Annotated in this window: 11 protein-coding genes; 4 read left to right on the top strand and 7 right to left on the bottom strand. The window is 65.9% G+C overall.

Annotated elements, in window-relative coordinates; translation table 11 throughout:
- Positions 1–51: 51 nt before the first annotated feature.
- Positions 52–1,320: a MurT ligase domain-containing protein gene (locus tag TVC13_RS02450; RefSeq protein ID WP_422399657.1), complete on the top strand. Its 1,269-nt coding sequence runs from the start codon at positions 52–54 to the stop codon at positions 1,318–1,320.
- Positions 1,317–2,057 carry a type 1 glutamine amidotransferase gene (locus TVC13_RS02455; protein ID WP_422399658.1) on the top strand — a complete coding sequence of 247 codons (741 nt, stop codon included), beginning with the start codon at positions 1,317–1,319 and terminating at the stop codon, positions 2,055–2,057. Before TVC13_RS02450 ends, TVC13_RS02455 begins: the two co-directional genes overlap by 4 nt.
- Positions 2,058–2,370: 313 nt before the next feature.
- Here the strand turns inward: TVC13_RS02455 and TVC13_RS02460 are convergent, their stop codons facing one another.
- Positions 2,371–2,913: a dihydrofolate reductase family protein gene (locus TVC13_RS02460; RefSeq protein ID WP_422399659.1), complete on the bottom strand. Its 543-nt coding sequence runs from the start codon at positions 2,911–2,913 to the stop codon at positions 2,371–2,373.
- Between the two features lie 379 nt (positions 2,914–3,292).
- Complete coding sequence (locus tag TVC13_RS02465; protein ID WP_422399660.1) at positions 3,293–4,543, bottom strand: CapA family protein; 1,251 nt, start codon at positions 4,541–4,543, stop codon at positions 3,293–3,295.
- 114 nt (positions 4,544–4,657) lie between these two features.
- Between TVC13_RS02465 and TVC13_RS02470 the strand changes: the two genes are divergently transcribed.
- Together TVC13_RS02470 and TVC13_RS02475 are read left to right on the top strand one after the other, a co-directional pair.
- Positions 4,658–6,682: a M3 family metallopeptidase gene (locus tag TVC13_RS02470; protein WP_422399661.1), complete on the top strand. Its 2,025-nt coding sequence runs from the start codon at positions 4,658–4,660 to the stop codon at positions 6,680–6,682.
- 5 nt (positions 6,683–6,687) lie between these two features.
- On the top strand, positions 6,688–7,401 hold the full coding sequence (locus TVC13_RS02475) for a GNAT family N-acetyltransferase (protein WP_422399662.1): 714 nt from the start codon (positions 6,688–6,690) through the stop codon (positions 7,399–7,401).
- 62 nt (positions 7,402–7,463) lie between these two features.
- Here the strand turns inward: TVC13_RS02475 and pdxS are convergent, their stop codons facing one another.
- The 5 genes from pdxS to TVC13_RS02500 form a co-directional block, all read right to left on the bottom strand.
- Positions 7,464–8,375, bottom strand: a complete 912-nt coding sequence (gene pdxS / locus TVC13_RS02480; RefSeq protein WP_422399663.1) for a pyridoxal 5'-phosphate synthase lyase subunit PdxS — start codon at positions 8,373–8,375, stop codon at positions 7,464–7,466.
- A gap of 70 nt (positions 8,376–8,445) precedes the next feature.
- On the bottom strand, positions 8,446–9,099 hold the full coding sequence (gene pgsA, locus TVC13_RS02485) for a phosphatidylinositol phosphate synthase (protein ID WP_422399664.1): 654 nt from the start codon (positions 9,097–9,099) through the stop codon (positions 8,446–8,448).
- A gap of 3 nt (positions 9,100–9,102) precedes the next feature.
- Positions 9,103–9,720 (bottom strand): HIT family protein, encoded by a 618-nt coding sequence (locus TVC13_RS02490; protein ID WP_422399665.1) that lies wholly within the window; start codon positions 9,718–9,720, stop codon positions 9,103–9,105.
- Between the two features lie 18 nt (positions 9,721–9,738).
- Positions 9,739–11,751, bottom strand: coding sequence for a threonine--tRNA ligase (gene thrS, locus TVC13_RS02495; RefSeq protein ID WP_422399666.1), 2,013 nt, complete (start codon positions 11,749–11,751; stop codon positions 9,739–9,741).
- A 77-nt stretch (positions 11,752–11,828) separates the two neighbouring features.
- The gene (locus TVC13_RS02500) at positions 11,829–15,311 is read right to left on the bottom strand and encodes a DNA polymerase III subunit alpha (protein WP_422399667.1); all 3,483 of its coding nucleotides are present in this window, start codon (positions 15,309–15,311) and stop codon (positions 11,829–11,831) included.
- Between the last annotated feature and the right edge of the window lies 1 nt (position 15,312).

Consider the following 15,312-nt stretch of genomic DNA (forward strand, 5'->3'; position numbering starts at 1 on the left):
TGCCCGCAGCTTCCCGGACCGGTTCGTGACGGTGGGATATATTCGGTATCCATGAGTTCTTTCTCCATTCTGGTCGGCAAACTGGTCCGCAGCGCCTCCCGGCTGCGCGGCGGAGGGTCCGCCCTTCCCGGCCTGGTGGTGGAGAAGATCGACCCGGATTTCATCCGCCGCACGCTCTCCACCCTGCCCCTCGGCGTCGCCGTCGTCTCCGGCACCAACGGCAAGACCACCACCACCAAGATGGTTGTTGAACTGCTGGAGGGCCAGGGCCTGAAGGTTTTCACCAACCGGACCGGCAGCAATTTCACCCGAGGTGTGGCCGCTGCCCTGCTTGGCGAAGTGAACCTGCGCGGCCGCCTGGATGCGGACATCGCCGTCCTGGAGCTGGACGAAGCCCACGCTGTGCACTTCGTGAAGCTCATCCAGCCGCGCTATGCCCTGCTGCTTAACGTCCTGCGCGACCAGCTGGACCGCTTTGGCGAAATCGACAAGACCACCCGGCTGTTGGAACAGATCGCGAAGGCGACCACTGAAACCGTGGTGCTGAACCGCGAGGATCCGCGGGTGGCTTCCATCGCTGAATCGCTCTCAGGCCCGAAGGTTTCGTACTTCGGCCTGGACGCGTCGCTGCGCAGCACGTTCCCCAACGACGACGAGATGCGCGGCTCGCGCTCCGAGGCGATCGCGGCTGCCCAGCCCGCCGACGTCGTTCTTACCCGGGTTGCCGAAACTGAGGCTGACTTCCTCGTTGACGGCACATCCACCACCACCGGGCTGAAACTGCGGGGTGTGTACAACGTCTTTAACGCTGCGGCCGCCCTGACCTTCGCCCGCCAGATCCTGGGCTCCAAGGCGGACCGGACCGCACTGTTCGAATCGCTGTCCAACGTGGAGCCTGCCTTTGGCCGCGGTGAGTCCCTGACCGTCAACGGTGCGCCGCTGGAACTGGTGCTGGTGAAGAACCCTTCCGGGTTCCGCCTGGGCCTGAAGTCCTTCGCCGCGCACGGCTACGCGACCATGATCGCGATCAATGACAACTACGCCGACGGCCGGGACATGTCCTGGCTCTGGGACGTGGACTTTGAAACGCTGTCCGGCGGAGTGGACATGGTCACCGGTGTCCGCGCCTATGACATGGCCCTGCGGCTGAAGTACGACGACGTTCCGGTACGTGAGGTCATTCCGGACATCCCCGACGCTTTGGCGAAGTTCATTGCCGGTGCCGGCACCCAGCCCATGCGCATCTTCTGCACCTACACCGCCATGCTTGCCGTGCGGCGCGAACTCTCCAAGATCACGAAGGTTGAGGTGGTCTCATGAGCCGGGACATCCACATTGTTCAGCTCTATCCGCGGGACATGAACATCTACGGCGACTGGGGCAACGTCCTGGTCCTGAAGCAGCGCCTGAAGTGGCAGGGGTACAACCCGGTTGTTACCGAGTACAACCCGGGCGATGTGTTCCCCTCCGACGCGGACCTGATCGTGGGCGGCGGCGGCCAGGACAGCGGGCAGGTGGTGATCCAGCAGGATCTGCAGGCTCTGGCCCCGGCGCTGCGTGCCCTGGCCGACGAGGGATTGCCGATGCTCGTGATCTGCGGGCTGTACCAGCTCTTTGGCCGGTTCTTCAAGACGCACGACGGGGTCCTCATTCCGGGCATCGGCGTCCTGGACATTGAAACCCATGGCGGCCCGGACCGCCTGATCGGCAACGTGCTCTCCGTGAGCGAAGAGTTCGGGGAGATCCACGGCTACGAGAACCACAGCGGCCAGACCTTCCTGGGTCCGGACGCGAAGCCGCTGGCTGTCGTCCGCAAGGGCGAGGGCAATAACACCAAGGACGACACCGAAGGCGCCCGGTACAAGAACGTTGTGGCCAGCTACCTGCACGGTTCACTGCTTCCCAAGAACCCGGCCATTGCCGACTTCCTGATCGAACAGGCCGTCACCCGCCGCTATGGTTCCTTCGATCCCGTTCCCGACGCGGATGCGGACCTTGCCGAACTTGCCCGTCTCTCCGAGCTGGCCCGTTCCCACGCTGCCAACCGTCCCCGGTAGTTTTTCTGCGCTGCGTTTTCGGCGCCGCTTCTCCGAGGCTTCCGGGCCTGTTGGCCCGGTTCCGGCCCAGCATTCCCAGCTTCCGTTACCCCTGTGGCCGATGTGACCCCACCAGCCGCCACCGGTCACAAACCGTGGGAAGCGCGGGCCCCGATTCCCAGCCCGGCAGACAGCGGGACCGCAGGACGGGCCGGGTTAGGCGGCTTTAATACTCCAAGCGAGCTCTGCGAGCGAAGGAGTTTCGTTGCCGCCGTTCCGGCCCGCCCGGCGGGCCCGGCGACTGGCCCCAGCGGGAGGGAAGGGCAAGCAGAAACTACCGAAGAACCCGATACCGCAGATGCACTCCGTCACCGAACGACGCGTCCTCAACCAGTTCCAGATTCACCCGCTGATCCAGCCCGGTGAACAGTGAAATACCCGCACCAAGCAGTATCGGCACAACGTGCAGCTGGATTTCGTCCACCAGCCCCCGCTGCAGGCACTGCCGGGAGATCCGCCCGCCGAGCAGGCTCACTGCCTTCTCCCCGGCGTCGGCTTTGGCTCTCTCGACGGCTCCGGCAATATCATCCACGACGAACGTATAGGTCACCCCATCCTTCACCATGGGTTCCTGCGCCTCGTGCGTCATCAGATAAACCGGTACTCCCGGCAGGCCGCCGTACGGCTCCTCGCCGTCCTCGATTGTCCGGGACCGGTTGGCACCACCGACGACGGCGCCAACCTCACCCACAACGCGGTTCACCAGCTCCGCGTCTTCGTCGGTCGCGTCGACGTCGAACATCCAGTCCACGCCGCCTTCCGGATCTGCCATGTACCCGTCCAGCGTCAACGTCGCATGAATCAGCACTTTTGCCATGATGAACTCCCTGCACCCTGCCGGACCTCCAGTGGACATCGGCTGTGCTGGCCGTTCTACCGCGCAACCGGCCGCTGCGTCCACCCCCTTACGCACAGTCAACTAGGAATACTCACGGAGGTGACGTCACACTCCCGGCGGACGGGCCGGGTCAGGCGCTTGCATGCCCGGCCCAAATGTACCCCCCGGTCGGGCCGCGGGGCCCGGCCCAAACGAACCCGGCGGTCGGGCCGGGTTAGGCGGCTTTAATACTCCGAGCGAGCTCTGCGAGCGAAGGAGTTTCGTTGCCGCCGTTCCGGCCCGCCCGCCGGACCCGCCGGACCCGCTCGCCGGGGCCAACCGCCGGACCCGCCCGGCGGAGGCCAAGCGGGCCCAAGAGTCAACGCGCCGAAACGTCCTCCGACACCAGCCACTCGTGCGCTCCGTCCTCACCGGCTCCCATGGACTCCACCACGGAGATAGTCCGCTGCCGCACCTCCGCCTGCTGTGCCTCTGAAGCGCACGCTCCCTGCGGCAGGTCGGCGGCAACCGAGCACCAGCGGTAGGGATCCCGCACAATCACGGACGGCGCCCAGGCGAGGTCGCTGACCCGCCACTCTGCGCCGTCGTTCTCCTGAACGAACTGTGCCCGGACAATCAGTCCTTCATTGTTCACCGCATACCAGGGCGAGAGCTCGGTGACCGCGTTGCCGAGTCCGTAGACAATCCACGTGCCGTTGTAGTTCTCGATCGGCAGCACCGAGTGGGTGTGGTGCCCGTAGATCATGTCGAACTGGCCGCTGTCCGCCAGGGCATGGGCGGTTTCGATCTGCTGGGAGTTCGGCATCGACGCGTACTCTTCACCGGCGTGGACGGCTCCGATCACAATGTCTGCACCCTGTTCCCGGGCAGCCTGTGCCCGGGCAATCATGTCCCCGGCGTCGAGCATGTCCACCTGCCACGGGTACTCCGCCTCGAGTCCGTTCAGCCCGTAGGTTGCCTGGATAACGCCGATCCGCGCACCCGAGGTGTCCAGAATGAGCGGGATTTCGGAGTCGGCCTCGCTGGCGTAGGACCCGGTGTGCTTCAGGCCCAGCGAGTCCAGCACCGCCAGGGTACGGTTCAGCCCCTCGGTTCCGGCGTCGATGGTGTGGTTGCTGGCTGTGGTGCAGGCCTGGTAGCCGACGGCGGCAGCAGCGGTCAGGATCTGCGGGGGCACGTTGAACATCGGGTAGCCCGCATAGGGCCCGTCCGTCTCCGCGACCGGGGTTTCCATGTGGCAGACGGCCAGGTCAGAGCCGGACACGTATGGGCGCATTCCCTCCAGCAGGGGCTCGAAGTCCAGGGGCTGCTTTCCGGTCGCCGCGGCGTCAGCGCGGGCCTGGTCCCAGAGCTGGGGATGGACCAGCAGGTCTCCAGCAAGCATCACCGTCGAGCAGCGGAGGCCCGGGCACTCCGGGCCGGTCCCCGGCGTTGCGGTCGGTTCGGGCGTGGGCTCCACCGACGGGGCAGCGGACGACGCCGCAGCGGAAGGAGATTCCCGGGCCTCTTCGGAAGCAGCGGAGCAGGACGCCAGCGCCAGGGAGGACACCAGGGCCAGGGCTGCGAAGAGCTTTCCGCGGCGAGTTGTGAGTGGGCGGTGTCCGTTCATCGTTCCCCCGAGTGCGTTTGAAGTAGGCCGTGTGCAGGCACAATCTGCGCCGGGATGAGCATACGCGGCCCGTCGGCTGGTTGCGCAGGCAAGCCTGTGAAAGTGTTTATTCACATGAGCAACGCCCTACTTTCGCCGAGCATTCTTCCGTACGGCCTACCGGATTTCGCAGCAATTACCACCGCCGATCTTCTCCCGGCCTTCAAAGCCGGGATGGAGGAGCAGCAGGCTGAAATCCAAGCCATCACCTCCAATCCGGAGCCCGCCGGCTTCGAGAATACGATCGCTGCACTCGAGGCCTCCGGGCAGCTGCTGGCCAGGACCGTTTCAGTATTCTCCAACGCGGTGATGTCCCACGCGACGGAGGAAATCCAGACCCTTGAGCAGGAAGTCAGCCCGCTGCTCTCGGCGCACCAGGACAGCATCTATCAGGATTCAGCGCTCTTTGAGCGCGTGAACTCCGTGCCGGAGGAAGGCCTGGACGAGGAGCCGGCCCGCCTGCTCGCTGAGTACCGGCGCCGGTTTATCCGGGCCGGCGCTGCGCTCGACGACGCCGGCAAGGCACGGATGCGCGAACTGAACACCCGCCTGTCAGAGCTCGGCACAGCGTTCTCCCAGCGGCTGCTCGCCGACACCAACGACTCGGCCCTGGAGCTCGATGATGAAGCCGAGCTCGACGGCCTCGCAGCGGACGACATCGCCGCCGCGGCCGCCGCGGCCCGGGCAGCGGAATCCAGCGCCAAGTACCTGCTCACGCTCATCCTCCCCACCCCGCAGCCCGCCCTGGCGAAGCTGAAAAACCGTAACGTCCGGCGTCGGCTCTTTGAAGCGTCCGTCCAGCGCGGTTTCCGGGACAACAAGAACTCCACCCTTGCCATTGCAGCAGAGATTGCCGCCCTGCGTGCGGAACGTGCGGCGCTGCTCGGATACGAGAACCACGCTGCCTACGCTGTGGAGGACCAGACGGCACCCACCACCGCCGCTGTGGAGGAGATGCTGGCTCGGCTGGTGCCGCCGGCAGTCCGCAATGCCGGCGCCGAAGCCGAGAAGCTCCGTGCCGCTGCCGCGCGCGACGGTGTCGAGGACTTCCAGCCCTGGGACTGGGCGTACTACTCCGAGCAGATCCGGCGTGAAGAGTACGCCGTTGACCTGGAAGCACTGCGTCCCTGGTTCGAGCTCGAAAGGGTCCTGCACGACGGCGTGTTCTTCGCCGCCAACCGGCTCTACGGCATCACCTTCACCGAGCGGAAGGACCTCACCGGCTACCACCCCGACGTCCGGGTCTGGGAAGTTCAGGACGAAGACGGGACCGGACTCGGACTGTTCCTGGGCGACTACTTCACCCGGGACACCAAGAGCGGCGGCGCCTGGATGAATGAGCTCGTCACCCAGTCCCGGCTGCTCGGCCACCAGCCGGTGGTCGTGAACAACCTGAACATCTCCAGGCCCGCAGACGGCGAACCCGCCCTGCTGACCTTCGACGAGGTTGTGACCGCCTTCCACGAGTTTGGCCACGCCCTGCACGGACTGTTTTCCGACGTCGGCTTCCCCCGCTTTGCCGGCACGGCAGTTCCGCGCGACTTCGTGGAATATCCCTCCCAGGTCAACGAAATGTGGATGCTTACCGATGAGGTCGCAGCCAACTTCGCGCGGCACTACCAGACCGGTGAACCGCTTCCGGCAGGCCTGCTGGACAAGGTCCGGGCCGCGTCCCTGTGGGGTGAGGGCTTCCGGACCACCGAATACCTCGGCGCTACCCTGCTGGACTGGGCCTGGCACGTGCTTCCGCCCGGACAGGACCCGGTATCCGATCCGGAGGCCTTTGAACACAAGGCGCTGCTGGACGCAGGAATCGATCCCGCCCTGGTTCCTCCGCGGTACCGCACCGGTTACTTTAAGCACATCTTCCCCGGAGGCTACTCCGCCGGCTACTACTCCTACATCTGGAGCGAAGTGCTCGACGCCGACACCGTTCAGTGGTTCACGGAGAACGGCGGGCTGACCCGGGCCAATGGCCAGGCGTTCCGCAGCAAGCTGCTCTCCCGGGGCTACGCAGAGGACCCGCTGCAGTCCTTCCGCAACCTGCGCGGACGCGATGCGGACCTCGCTCCCCTGCTCGAACGCCGGGGCCTGTCCTGAAAACCATGCCCACCATTTCCTCCTGCCAGCGCCTGCAGCACGCCTGGTTCTCTGCCCTCGCCTCTGCGACCGGCGGCCGTTCGTTCGGCACCCACGAGTCGCGGTGGGTCTGGCTCCCGGCCCGCCGGCAGCTTCTGCTGATGTTTCCGGAGGAGATCTCACCGGCAGGAATCCGGCCCGGGCTTGCCGAGGGCTCGCGGCTTGGAGCGTCGTCGGTCACGGCATGGCTCGGCGGGTCCGTGGAACACGCGCCGCTGGAAACGTTCGGGTTCCGCCGCGGACCGCAGACCTGCTGGATGACAGCACCCGTGCGCGCCCCGCAGGCCTGGTCCGCCGACGGCGCCGCCGTTGAGGTCCAGCCCCCCGAGGTCACCGGTGCCGACGCCGAGGAACTGCAGGTTGGACATTCCCAGCCCCGGCAGGCCTGGCATATCGCCGCCCGGGACTCTGCCCGGATGACCGGCCGGGCCTACGCCTTCTACCCCTCAGGCGTCGCGGGGCTGTCCAACGTGGCCGGGATCTTCTCCCTCGCAGTGGGATCCTCCAGCCGCCGCAGGGGCTTCGGAACCGCTCTGCTCAGTGCCGGGGCAGCCGCTGCTGAGGCGGCAGGCGCCGAGCACCTGGTGGTGAATGCAACCGCCGCCGGACAGGATCTTTGTTCAGCCCGCGGCTTCTCGCTGGTTGGGCGCGGGCGGACTTACTCGATGGCGCTGGGCTAGGAAACGAAAAACGCACCGGTCCCGGAATAATCCCGGGACCGGTGCGCTGCTTTGGTTAAGTCCTACCAGCCGCGCTCGGCGAGGCGGTGCGGCTGCGGAATCTCGTCCACGTTGATGCCGACCATGGCTTCGCCCAGACCGCGGGAGGCCTTGGCAATCTCATCCGGATCGTCGTGGAAGGTGGTGGCCTTGACGATCGCTGCGGCGCGCTGGGCCGGATTGCCGGACTTGAAAATGCCCGAGCCGACGAAGACGCCGTCGGCACCCAGCTGCATCATCATCGCGGCATCCGCCGGGGTGGCAATGCCTCCGGCCGTGAAGAGCACCACGGGGAGCTTGCCGGCGGAAGCGACTTCCTTCACCAGTTCGTACGGGGCCTGCAGTTCCTTGGCCGCCACGTAGAGCTCATCCTCGGGCAGTGAGGAAAGCCGGGCAATTTCGGTACGGATCTGGCGCATGTGCATGGTGGCGTTTGAAACGTCGCCGGTGCCTGCTTCGCCCTTGGAACGGATCATGGCCGCGCCCTCGTTGATCCGGCGCAGTGCTTCACCCAGGTTGGTGGCACCGCAGACAAACGGAACGGTGAACTTCCACTTGTCGATGTGGTTGGCGTAGTCAGCGGGGGTAAGCACCTCGGACTCGTCGATGTAGTCGACGCCGAGGGACTGCAGCACCTGCGCCTCAACGAAGTGCCCAATCCGGGCCTTGGCCATCACGGGGATCGAAACCGCGTCGATGATGCTGTCGATCATGTCCGGATCGCTCATCCGCGACACGCCGCCCTGCGCGCGGATATCTGCCGGAACGCGTTCCAGCGCCATGACGGCAACAGCGCCGGCGTCTTCGGCAATCCGGGCCTGTTCGGCAGTGACGACGTCCATGATGACGCCGCCCTTGAGCATTTCAGCCATGCCGCGCTTCACGCGGCTGCCACCAGTTGCGGCGGTGGGCTGGGACGGAGAATCTGTAGGCATGGCGGAGCTCTCTGGTAGTTCGGCAGGAAAGCCAATCGTAAGCCCGCATACCGTTCACCGCGGGGTTGCGCTACGTATCTTTACCCAGGTCCTGGTCCAGGTCCTCGCCAACGACGCCGGCGGCGGCGGACTGGCGCCGCACCGTACCCATACGCTGGGCAATCGTGACGCAGCTGGCCAGGCACAGCGCGATGAGCACCACCAGCAGCACCGGCTCCGGTATCCCCAGCCCAACCAGGCCGGTGGCGGTCAGAAGGAAGACCAGGCGCTCGGCGCGCTCGGCCAGTCCCACGTTGGCGTTGAAGCCAAGCGACTCGGCCTTGGCCCGGATGTAGGAGACCAGCATGCCCAGTACGAGGCAGATGAGGGCTGCGATTCCTATCGCGTCATTGCCGCCCCCGGTGAAGAACCAGATGCTCACGCCGGCGAACAGCGCGCCGTCGGCAAACCGGTCCAGGGTTGAGTCCAGGAAGGCACCCCATTTTCCTTTGCGTTCCTGCTGGCGGGCCATAATGCCGTCAATCACGTCGGAGAACACAAAGAGCACTATGAAAATCGTGCCCCAGAACAGCTGGCCCAGCGGATAAAAGACCAGGCCACCGATCATGACACCCAGGGTGCCGATAATCGTCACCGCGTCGGGTGAGACCCGGTGCCGGATCAGCCAGGAAGCAAGCGGAGTGAAAAGCGCGGTAAAGAAACCGCGGGCATATTTGTTGAGCACGTGTTAAGCCTCATCCGTTCCGCTGTCAGGGAACGGTTTGCTGGAAGAAGTTTCGGAGGCAGGCCAGGCATCGGCAACCATTTGCCGTACTTCGCCCAGGGTCTGCGTGATGGCCTTGGTGTGGGCGATGATCGGAAGGAAATTCCCGTCACCGCTCCAGCGCGGCACGATGTGCTGGTGCAGGTGCGCAGCAATCCCGGCACCGCCGGCCACACCCTGGTTCATCCCGAGGTTGAAGCCCGCCGGTGCGGAGACTTTCCGCAGCACGCGCATGGCTGTCTGGGTCAGGGCAGCGATTTCCGCTGTCTCCTCGGTGTCGACGTCGGTGTAGTCCGGAACGTGCCGGTACGGGCAGACCAGCAGGTGGCCGGCGTTGTAGGGAAACAGGTTCAGGATCACAAAGGCGTGCCGGCCGCGGTGGACAATCAGGGCCTCCTCATCCGAGTGGGACGGGGCGGTGCAGAACGGGCAGTTGTCCTTGGAGGAGACCTGGTCCTGCCCGCCCTTGATGTAGGCCAGCCGGTGGGGAGTCCAGAGTCGCTGGAACGCGTCCGGCACTCCGGCGAGTTCGAAATTGTCCGTCACATCGCCGTCGTGCGGATACTGTTCCTGGCTTTCCATCTGGACTCCCCCGTACCGCTACTTGTCCCGGTTCCGGACAGCTTCGACGATCCGCTTCACGGCTTCCTCCACCGGCACGCCGTTGTCCTGGCTGCCGTCACGGAAGCGGAAGGAGACTGCCCCGGCCTCAGCGTCCTCGCCGCCGGCGATCAGGACGAAAGGAATCTTTTCCTTCGAGGCGGTGCGGATCTTCTTCGGGAAGCGGTCCGTTCCGGCGTCGACCTCGGCGCGGATTCCCGCGGCCTTCAGCTTGTCCACGACGTCGTACATGTAGTCGTTGAATGCCTCGGCAACGGGGATGCCCACTACCTGGACCGGAGCCAGCCAGGCCGGGAACGCACCGGCGTAGTGCTCGGTGAGCACGGCCATAAAGCGCTCAACCGAACCGAACAGGGCACGGTGGATCATGACCGGGCGCTGGCGGGTGCCGTCGGCTGCCTGGTATTCGAGCTCGAAACGCTCGGGCAGGTTGAAGTCCAGCTGGATGGTGGACATCTGCCAGGTGCGGCCGATGGCGTCGCGGGCCTGCACGGAGATCTTCGGACCGTAGAAGGCTGCTCCCCCGGGATCCGGAACCAGGTCCAGGCCGGAGGCTTCAGCTACCTCGGCCAGGGTGCGGGTGGCTTCTTCCCAGACCTCATCGGAACCGACGTACTTTTCCGGGTCCTTGGTGGAGAGCTCCAGGTAGAAGTCATCCAGGCCGTAGTCCTTGAGCAGGTCCAGCACGAAGTTCAGCGTGTTGGTCAGCTCGTCCTTCATCTGCTCGCGGGTGCAGTAGATGTGGGCATCGTCCTGGGTCATGCCGCGCACGCGCGTCAGGCCGTGGATGACGCCGGACTTCTCGTAGCGGTAGACCGAACCGAATTCGAAGAGCCGCAGCGGCAGTTCGCGGTAGGACCGTCCGCGGGAGCGGAAGATCAGGTTGTGCATGGGGCAGTTCATCGGCTTCAGGTAGTAGTCCTGGCCGGGCTTGGTGACCTCGCCGGTCTCCGGGTCGGTGACTTCGTCAACGTGCATGGGAGGGAACATGCCGTCCCGGTACCAGTCCAGGTGGCCGGAAACCTCGTACAGGTCGCCCTTGGTGATGTGCGGGGTGTAGACGAACTCGTAGCCGGCTTCGGTGTGGCGCTGGCGGGAGTAGTCCTCCATGGCCTTGCGGATGATGCCGCCCTTGGGGTGGAACACCGGCAGGCCGGAACCGAGTTCGTCCGGGAAGGAGAACAGGTCCAGTTCGGTGCCGAGCTTGCGGTGGTCGCGCCGCTCTGCCTCGGCCAGGCGCTCCTGGTAGGCCTTGAGGTCATCCTTGGTGGGCCAGGCGGTGCCGTAGATGCGCTGCAGCTGCTGGTTGGCCTGGTTGCCCAGCCAGTAGGCGGCGGCGGAGCGGGTCAGCGCGAAGGCGTTGGAGATCAGCTTGGTGTTGGGCAGGTGCGGGCCGCGGCACAGATCGCACCAGACGGTGTCCCCGGACTTGCGGTCAACGTTGTCGTAGATGGTGATCTCGCCGGCGCCGACTTCAATGTTCGCGCCTTCGCCGGCTTCCTCGGCGCCGTCCTTCTTGCCGAGCAGCTCGAGCTTGTACGGCTCGTTGGCCATCGCTTCGCGGGCTTCTTCTTCGCTGACCACGCGGCGGACGAACTTCTGGTTCGAGTTGACGATCTTCTGCATCATCTTCTCGAGTGTCTTCAGATCCTCGGGGGTGAAGGGCTCGGCGACGTCGAAGTCGAAGTAGAAGCCGTCCTTGATGTACGGGCCAATGCCCAGCTTGGCGTCGGGGCGCAGCTGCTGGACGGCCTGGGCCATCACGTGGGCGGTGGAGTGGCGCAGGACGTTAAGGCCGTCTTCGGAATCGATGGTTACGGCTTCGATGCTCTGCCCCGGAGCCAGCGGGGTGTCGAGGTCCTTCAGGACTCCGTCGACACGCATGACCACGACTTCGCGGCGCTCAAAGAAGAGCTGAGCACCGGTGGTGCCAGTATCCACCGTGGTCTCTTCGCCGTCGACGATGAGGGTGAACTGTTCCGGCACTGACACGTTGTCTCCTTGATTCGTTTGTACTGGCGCTTGAGCACGGGTTTGCCCGTGCAGCTATGGTGCGCGCCCTTACGATGTTATCCGCTGTTCTTCAGCCCGACCAACCGGCCGCGCGGCCGGTTCGCCGGGCTGCCGGCACCCGGACCGGGACCGTTTCCCGCTGTCCGCGGCGGTGGCAGGGAGGCGGTGTCCGTGAGGTCCCAGGCCTGGAGCGCCTGCAGGCTCATGCCCCGGGGGCCGGTGCGCCGGGTCAGTCCGCGGATCAGCATCAGCTCGGTGCCGAAGAGCAGCGGACCGGTTTTTTCCTGCGCCTCGGTGAAGAAAGTGCAGTCCACGCAGCCGGTACCGTCGTCCAGGCTGATAAAGACCACCCGCCGTCCTCCGCGCATCGGCGGGGTCTGGGTGGCCACCCGGATACCGGCCACCAGAACCTCGGACCCGTTGCGCAGCCCCAGCAGCGATTCGGCCTTGGTCACCCCCAGGGCAGCGAGCAGCGGCTCGTAGCTGTCCACCAGGTGCGCGCTGACGTCGACGGCGAGCAGGTCCAGTTCAGTGCGGACCCGCTCCGGCAGCGTGGGTTCAGGCAGCTGCGGCACAAGGTTGGCCAGTTCGGTGTCGCCCAGCGGAAGCGCCAGCTGGCCCGGGATTGGATCGTATTTCCGGGTCCCGGATTTGCCGGACGTTTCAGCCAGGTGCTGCAGCAGGTCTGCCCGGGTGCCGCGGGAACCGGTCTCGCGGGACAGCGAGTCGAAAGCGCCCAGCTGGGCCAGCCGCTGGATAGACGGCCGGGAGAGTCTGGCGCGGGCCCGCAGGTCCGCCAGGGAGTCGAACGGCTGCCCGGCGGCGATCCGCCGGACTTCCGCTGCCGAGAGCCCGTAGATGCCGGCGAAGCTGAGCCGGATCCCGAATCTCCCGGGACGCGCCTTGCGCCCGGGTGCCTCGGGGACGGCCGGAACCCATTCCACCCGGTACTGCTCGCCGCTGCGGTTGATGTCCAGCGGCAGAATGGGAATGCCCATCCTGCGTGCTTCAGCCACCAGCAGCCGGCGCGGGTACATGCCGGGATCGTGTTCGAAGATTCCGGCAAGGAACGCTTCGGGGTGGTGGGTCTTCAGCCACGCCGACTGGTAGGTGGGCACTGCGAACGCGGCACCGTGGGCCTTGCAGAAACCGAAACTGCCGAAGGCCTTCAGCGTCCCCCAGACGTTCTCTATGGTTTGCTCGTCGTAGCCGCGCTTTTCTGCAGCCTGCCGGAAGAAATCCTCCACCCCCTGTTCGGCTGCGGGGTTGCCCAGCAGCCGGCGCAGCTCATCGGCCTTGGCCAGCCCGCAGCCGGTAAAGACGTCGAAGGTCCGCAGCACCTGTTCATGGAAGACCGTCACACCGTGGGTTTCCGCCAGTACCGGGCGCAGCGATTCGTGCGGGTACACCGCCGGAGCCCAGCCGTGGCGGTGCTCCAGGAACGGCCGGACCATGTCCGACTTCATGGGCCCGGGCCGGAACAGGGAAATGTCGATAATCAGGTCGTTGAAGTCCCGCGGAGCCATCTTGCCCACCAGCTCCCGCTGCCCGGGTGACTCGATCTGGAAACAGCCCAGGGTGTGGGTGCTGCGGATCAGTTCAAAGGTCGGCTCATCATCCAGCGGAACGGCGTCCAGGTCGATCCGCCCGTCTTCGGCGATCCACTCCGGACGGGGTTCTGTTTCCCGGACGTGTTTTCCGGCTTTGGCGACGTCGTCTCCGCCGGAATGCACCCGGACCACCTCGTTCAGCGCGAAGGCCATGGCGGACTGCATCCGCACGCCCAGTACGTCGAGCTTGAGCATGCCCATGGGATCCATGTCGTGCTTGTCGAACTGGGACATGGGCAGGCCCAGGCCGCTGGGCTGCACCGGTGTGCGGTCCAGCAGGGAGGTGTCCCCCAGGATCACCCCGCACGGGTGCATGGAGATGTGCCGGGGCAGCCGGTCCAGCCGTTCGGTCAGGTCCACCAGCAGATCCAGCTGCCGGTTCTGCTGCACGGCTTCGGCAACGCCGCGCAGTTCGGGTTTCTCTGCGAGCGCCTCACGGAAGTGGCTCGCCGAGAACCGCCACAGCGCCTTCGCCACGGCGCCGACCTCCTCTTCGGGCATCCCCAGGGCCAGTCCGGCGTCACGTACGGCGCCGCGTGCCCGGTAACCGTTCTGCATACTCATCAGGGTGACCCGCTGCTCTCCGAAGCGTTCGAAGATCCGGTGGTACACGTTGTGCCGTTCGGCGCTTTCAACGTCAATGTCGATGTCCGGGAGCGTGGAGCGGTCCCGGGAGAGGAAGCGTTCAAAGATCAGGTCGTGTGCCAGCGGGTTCACGTGGCTGATGCCGAGCAGGTAGTTCACCAGCGAGGAGGCGCCTGATCCGCGTGCCGCTGCCCGTACCCCCATGTCCCGGATCATGTTGGAGACTTCGGCGACGGTCAGGAAGTACGCCGCAAAGCCGAGCCGTTCGATGATCCCCAGCTCGTGTTCGAGCCGGTTGCGCATGGCGGCCTCTGCTGAACCGCCCAGGTGCCCGAAGCGCCTGCCGATTCCCGCTTCACAGCGTCTGCGCAGTTCCAGGGCAGGTTCGGCGTCGATCCCGATGACCCCGGCTTCCGGGACCACCGGCTGCTTCCATCCCATGTCTGCCGCCGGGTCGATCCGGCAGGCATCTGCGAGCGCCTCGGTTCCGGCGAGCAGCTTTAGCGCCCCTGAACGTCCGAAGCCGGCTTCCTCGCTGATCTCCGCCGCGAGCGCTGCCATCTGCTTTCCCGGCTTCAGCCAGCCCTGGCCGTTGGGCTGCAGGTCCTGCAGCTGTGCCATCGAGGTCAGGGCACGTGCGGCGTCGAGCACATCCGCGGTGGCAGCTCCGTCTTCGTCCACGTAGCGCACCGCGTTGGTCAGCACCGCGGGAATGTGCATTTCATCGGAGAGCCGGAACATGCGCACGGCATGGGCCAGGCTGAGGTTGGTGCCGGGGGAACTGAGGTGCGTAACAACCTCCACGGCGAGCGCCGCACGCGGCATAACTGAGAGCCAGCGCCGAAACAGGGTACGGGCGACGGCGTAGCTGCGGCTGCGCATGGCCCGCCCGACGTCGGTGTACGGTCCCACGAGCACGGTTAGGACGGGTTCCCCGTCACTGCCCAGCACACGCGCGGCAAGCTGTTCCAGGGTGACGCCGGGCGGGCGGCCTGCGCGCCCCCGGGAAGGCGAGGTTCCTGCGTGCGCGTCGGAGATGAGCCGGCACAGCGCGTGGTAGCCCGCTCCCCCGTTGTGCCCATGGGCCAGAATGACCGCACGGCCGGTCACTTCTGCTTCTTTGCCTTCCCCGTCCAGCAGCGCCAGGTCCACACCGATGATCGGATCGATGCCGGCATCCATGCAGGCGCGCAGGTGCTTGACCGTGCCGTACAGGCCGTCGCGGTCGGTGCAGGCGAGCGCGTCCGCGCCGTCCGCTGCGGCAGCCTGGGCCAGTTCTTCCGGCCAGGAGGTGCCGTAGTGGGCGGAAAAGGCCGTGGCAGCGTGAAGGTGGGTAAAGCTCATG

This window comes from Arthrobacter sp. 3Tela_A, from assembly GCF_049311025.1.
Taxonomy (GTDB): domain Bacteria; phylum Actinomycetota; class Actinomycetes; order Actinomycetales; family Micrococcaceae; genus Arthrobacter_B.

Excerpts from the sequence above, each read along its gene's own strand:
- TVC13_RS02450 (WP_422399657.1), top strand. The coding sequence starts at position 52 with ATGAGTTCTTTCTCCATTCTGGTCGGCAAACTGGTCCGCAGCGCCTCC.
- TVC13_RS02455 (WP_422399658.1), top strand. The coding sequence starts at position 1,317 with ATGAGCCGGGACATCCACATTGTTCAGCTCTATCCGCGGGACATGAAC.
- TVC13_RS02460 (WP_422399659.1), bottom strand. The coding sequence starts at position 2,913 with ATGGCAAAAGTGCTGATTCATGCGACGTTGACGCTGGACGGGTACATG.
- TVC13_RS02465 (WP_422399660.1), bottom strand. The coding sequence starts at position 4,543 with ATGAACGGACACCGCCCACTCACAACTCGCCGCGGAAAGCTCTTCGCA.
- TVC13_RS02470 (WP_422399661.1), top strand. The coding sequence starts at position 4,658 with ATGAGCAACGCCCTACTTTCGCCGAGCATTCTTCCGTACGGCCTACCG.
- TVC13_RS02475 (WP_422399662.1), top strand. The coding sequence starts at position 6,688 with ATGCCCACCATTTCCTCCTGCCAGCGCCTGCAGCACGCCTGGTTCTCT.
- pdxS (WP_422399663.1), bottom strand. The coding sequence starts at position 8,375 with ATGCCTACAGATTCTCCGTCCCAGCCCACCGCCGCAACTGGTGGCAGC.
- TVC13_RS02490 (WP_422399665.1), bottom strand. The coding sequence starts at position 9,720 with ATGGAAAGCCAGGAACAGTATCCGCACGACGGCGATGTGACGGACAAT.
- TVC13_RS02500 (WP_422399667.1), bottom strand. The coding sequence starts at position 15,311 with ATGAGCTTTACCCACCTTCACGCTGCCACGGCCTTTTCCGCCCACTAC.